Source organism: Deinococcus sp., assembly GCF_018260405.1.
Classification (GTDB): domain Bacteria; phylum Deinococcota; class Deinococci; order Deinococcales; family Deinococcaceae; genus Deinococcus.
Genome location: NZ_JAGLBG010000140.1, coordinates 1 through 4,623 on the forward strand (window position 1 = coordinate 1; position 4,623 = coordinate 4,623).

The following is a 4,623-nucleotide window of genomic DNA, read 5'->3' on the forward strand; positions in this document are numbered from 1 at the left end:
CTGCTCCAGCGATTGTGCGCCTGATGAAGAGGGCAGCATGGATACTCCGACGATATGGGCCTCAGACAGCCTCTAATTCCACCCCATCCAAGCCCGCGCAAATCAGCATGGTCAAGCAGGGCTGAGCTATTTCGCACTGATAGCAAGCCGCTGGAACGACAAACCCAGATTGCGACTATCGGTGACTAGCTTCTTGGTTGCCGCGTTCGCATCTCGGAACTGCTTGACCGTAAAGGTCAGGTCATTCAGACCTGTCTGAACTGCAATCGGCAGGTCGAGTTTCGTGATGCCGGTAGGGAGGTTCAACGATTTCACCGCCTTGCCATTCAGAGCAACGTCGACGTGCTGGTCTGGGAATAGATTATTGATTTTCAGGCTGACGCTCCCAGTTGCTGAAGCAGTCGAAAGGAACTGAACTCTGGACTTCGGTCCAAGCGACCAGCGGGAGGTGAGTTGATCATTGGAGGGATAGAACCCGGGAATGTCCACCTGATTGCGGGCGTGATTCCGCGCCAGGTCAATGGTTTTCCCATTGATTGCCAGGGTTTTGACAAAGGCTGGCGGCAGGGTACAGATTCCGGCACTCTTTGGCTGTGACTCCCTGTTCATCGCCAGGGTGACGACCCCAAAGCGCTGAGGGAAGACAAACGCCTGTCCGCCTTCAGTCACGTCAAGTATCTGGTCTTGAGTTCTACTGTAGTTCAGGCGGCTCTTCTGGGACGCGTTCAGGCCACTAAGCACCAGGTAGTCGCCGGGGGTAAGCGTCACTGCTTTCCCCAAGGCCAGTGGCTTGGGCTTCTGGCATTTGCCTAGCACAAGCGGCCCGGCCTGGCGAAGAAAGTCATCTGGAATGTACCCCTGGCCGTCGCCAGACAGGAAGGCTTCCCACATCTCCCAGACCAACACCTTTGGGCGGCTGTCCTGATACGCCGACGACTTCAGGTAGTCCAGCATCGGCAGCCACGGGCCTTTGCCGGGTTCGGCGGCATTGAAAGTGCGGCGTTGCGAGAAGTGTTCGATCAGCGAAGGGAAGGCAAAGAGGCCGACGCCGTCCCGTTCACCGTTCGAGAAGCTGTCGCCTACTACGGCAATAGGGAAAGTTTCGTTGCCCAGCAACGAATTACTTTTCTCCTGATTGCTGACCTGAATAGGACGGTACATCTCGGACTGGGTTTTGGCGGCTGGTTTCCCATCGGCAGCGACGGGAGACTTCGGTGAGAGCTTAGGAGTGCCCCAGGAAACTGTTGACGTAACCTGATCATCCTGAGCGACTTTGCCCGAGGCTGTGATCTGCTTGGCTACCGTCTGTGCGGCCAGAAGACCTCCAGGCCCGGCCCAGTGGTGATCGCCCTTCAGATAGAGCGGGTAGGTCGCCAGACGATCAGGAGAGTTTTGAAACAGCGTATTTAAGTCAGGGGCCATAACGCCTCCAGCCTTGAAAGCCGCCAGCGCGGAAGCGTAGCGGTTTCTGATGATTGGAGGAAGCTTGATGCGACCTGGCAACTGATCTTCGTAGAGCCGAGCCCGGATGGGTACGACGCTGGCGTAAAGATCAGTGCCACTGTGCTTGAACAAGCTGTTGAGGGCCGTGACTGCTTCAGTGGCGTCGTTGATGGTATCTGGACGCTCGGAAGTGTAGAAGCGAATCTCGTCTATAGGAAAGAACCAGCCGTTTTTCCCCTGAGCCCACTGACCACTCAGGAACTCGGCTGACGCTGAACCAAGGATCATAGCAGGTAGGAGGGTTCAAAGAAGCTTTTTCACAATTGACAGCTTACACCCGCCTCAGTGCGGGGGCTTTTTACTGGCCCAGCAGCCCCAGTGTGCTGGGCCAGACTCATTCAGCCGGGATTGGAGGACATGTGCCCAAACAAAAGATCTATCCCCTCCTGGCCCTGCTGTGGCTGTCTGTCGTGGCCCTGGCCTTAGCTCTTCCGCCCCCGCCAACCTGCCATCTTCAGGTCATTCCTGATTACACGGTGGGCATTTCCTGTAATCCCGTGCGTAATCGTCTGTCATCGGAGAGGTCATTTAGGCATTTTCACGCCTCTCCCCAGCTGTGAAAATGCCGTTATAGAGCGTGTTTTGTGAATGTCGGGCATCGTTGCAAAACGTGCGTAAACCTACCGCGACGGCAACTACGGATCAGAAGGCCAGGGGTTCGAATCCCTTCAGGTACACCAACAGGCGGAAATCGCCCAAAAGCTTCAGCCCATGCAGGCGAGGGCATGGGCTGAAGCTTTTTGTCTCTGGTTCAAATTTCCCCCGTGCGGGCGATCATTAGTCGCTGCCGCGTCGGGGGTTTTTGATGTTGTTGGGGAAAGCGCATTAACGCTAGGCATCTGAGATCACGCGGGGGAGTGCAGGACGGGGCCATCGCGGCGTACATGCGGGAACTCGGACGGTTCTTCGCAGGAGCGGTGGATGAGGAGCTGACCGAGCGCAACCCGTGCCGAAAACGGCCTGTCCCCAGTTCGACCGCAGGCTCACCGCCCGCCCCACTCAGACGTAAGAGGGGCAGGCCCTGCTTGGCTGCGTGTAGGGATATGCCACTGCCATACCGGGGCGTGGCGGGAAGCGGTCATGCCGCACTACAGCCTCACCAGATCGTCGCGGTGAACGGCCTCGGGGCCGTAGGTGAAGCCCAGCGCCGCCTCGATGTCGCGCGAGTGTTTGCCCATGATCCGGGTCAGGTCGCTGCTCTTGTAACGGCTTAGCCCCCGCGCGATCTCCTGGCCATCAGGACTAAGCAGCCGGATGGTATGGCCGCGCTCGAACTCGCCCTCGACGGCCCTGATTCCGGCGGGGAGCAGGCTGCCGCCGCGCTCGGACACGGCCTGGGCCGCCCCAGCGTCCAGCGTGATACGGCCCGAGGCGATCTCGGCCAGAATCCAGCGTTTGCGGGCTTCCAGACGGTTGCCGTTCGCCAGGAAGCGCGTGCCCAGCGTCTCTCCGCCGACGATGCGGCTCAGCGCGTCCGGCTGGTCGCCTGGCGCGATCACCACAGGGGTTCCAGCGCGGGTGGCGATCTCGGCAGCCTGAATCTTGGTGTGCATTCCGCCGGTGCCCCGGTGGCTGCCCACGCCGCCCGCCAGCGCCCAGACCTCCGGCGTCACACGCTCGACCACCGGAATCAGGGTCGCTTCAGGGTGGCTGCGCGGGTCGGCGGTAAACAGGCCCGGCGCGTCGGTCAAGATGACCAGCAGGTCGGCCTCGACCAGATTCGCCACGAACGCCGACAGGGTGTCGTTGTCGCCCACTTTCAGCTGCCCGGTGGCCACCGCGTCGTTCTCGTTAATGATTGGCAGCACTCCGCGTGTCAGGCAGGCGTCCAGGGTGGTGCGGGCGTTGAGGTAACGGGTACGGTCACGGAAATCGTCGGCGGTCAGCAGCACCTGCGCCACATTGACCCCGTAAAGATCGGCGATAGTTGCGTAACGGTGCATCAGCTGGCCCTGGCCGACGGCGGCCAGCAACTGTTTTTCGGCCAGGGTGCGGTCACGCGGCGGAAAGCCCAACACTTCCCAGCCCGCATTCACCGCGCCGCTGCTCACCAGCACGACCTCGTGCCCGCCCGAGCGCACAGCGGCCATACTCCGCATTAGATCAACCAGCCGGGGGCCGTGCAGGCGGTCTGTTCCGGCAGTCAGGACACTCGTTCCGAGCTTGAGGACAACACGCATAGCTTCCAGCATAAGCCCCCGGCGCTTTTAGAATAAGTCCCCGGCGCGGCTGTTTACTGGAATAATCGGGGCCTATGAGCAATGAGATGCTAGAAAAGGGTAAAGCCAAGCGCGCCAGTGTGATGGGTCAGCCGTTCGTCGACCGCGCCTTTGCGGGCGATCCGGAAGCGTTCGGGGCCGATTTCCAGCGCTTTATGACCGAGTACGCCTGGGGCGCGGTCTGGGGACGCGGGAACCTAACCGACCGTGAGCGGCACATGATTACTATCGGCATTCTGGCGGCGCTGGGGCGCACCGGTGAGCTCAGCGGGCATCTCCGGGCGACGGCCAATACGGGGGTCAGCGAACGGGACCTGAGTGACGTGCTGCATCAGGTTGCGATCTATGCGGGGGTACCTGCGGCGCTGGGGGCGTTTAATCTGGCCAAGCAGGTGTATGCGGAGCGGGAGGAAGGCCGGGGGGAATAGTACGGACTCCGCTTAAGAGGTTTTGCAAACCGTTCACTTCGGGCGCGTCCATCTACGGGCGTAGGCATGGCTATTCCCAGATTCATCAACAGGTACCCAGATCAGGGGGGCTTCTTCCCGTGCTCGCGGTTGATGCGCTCCAGACTCAGCAAGAGCTTCCCTGGTGGGTACCGGTGTGCAGGTCACTCGCGTTTGCTTTGAAGTGCTGGGTCGGTGCGGTTACCTGCTGGGCAGCGGATTTTGCCGCTTTCACACTTCCAGGAGACCGCAAACGGCCAGTTCCATAAAAATCGGTGGAACTGGCCGTTTGTTTTTCTCGTCTGGGACGAGGTGAAACTGAAGTTGTCGTCTACTGAGGTGCGCGGGTTATTTTACACCCGTCTTATACAGTAGTTTGGAACCTTTCAGGCTGCTTTAACGCCCAACCGCAGGAGTTCACGGAGTGACTCGCCCATTTCCATCACCTTTACAGT

Annotated in this window: 3 protein-coding genes and 1 pseudogene; 1 reads left to right on the forward strand and 3 read right to left on the reverse strand. The window is 59.9% G+C overall.

Features of this window, described 5'->3' with window-relative positions; translation table 11 throughout:
- Nucleotides 1-126 precede the first annotated feature (126 nt).
- Nucleotides 127-1,731 (reverse strand): hypothetical protein, encoded by a 1,605-nt coding sequence (locus QZ269_RS12125; protein WP_291426965.1) that lies wholly within the window; start codon nucleotides 1,729-1,731, stop codon nucleotides 127-129.
- An 860-nt stretch (nucleotides 1,732-2,591) separates the two neighbouring features.
- Nucleotides 2,592-3,683: a glutamate 5-kinase gene (gene proB, locus QZ269_RS12130; protein ID WP_291426966.1), complete on the reverse strand. Its 1,092-nt coding sequence runs from the start codon at nucleotides 3,681-3,683 to the stop codon at nucleotides 2,592-2,594.
- A 74-nt stretch (nucleotides 3,684-3,757) separates the two neighbouring features.
- On the opposite strand from proB, the gene pcaC reads away from it, so the two are divergent.
- Entirely contained in the window at nucleotides 3,758-4,150 is a 393-nt protein-coding gene (pcaC, locus tag QZ269_RS12135) for a 4-carboxymuconolactone decarboxylase (protein ID WP_291426967.1), read from the forward strand.
- Nucleotides 4,151-4,198: 48 nt separating this feature from the next.
- Here pcaC and QZ269_RS12140 read toward each other — a convergent pair.
- Nucleotides 4,199-4,317, reverse strand: a pseudogene (locus tag QZ269_RS12140) (IS4 family transposase); the annotation flags it as partial.
- Nucleotides 4,318-4,623: the final 306 nt, after the last annotated feature.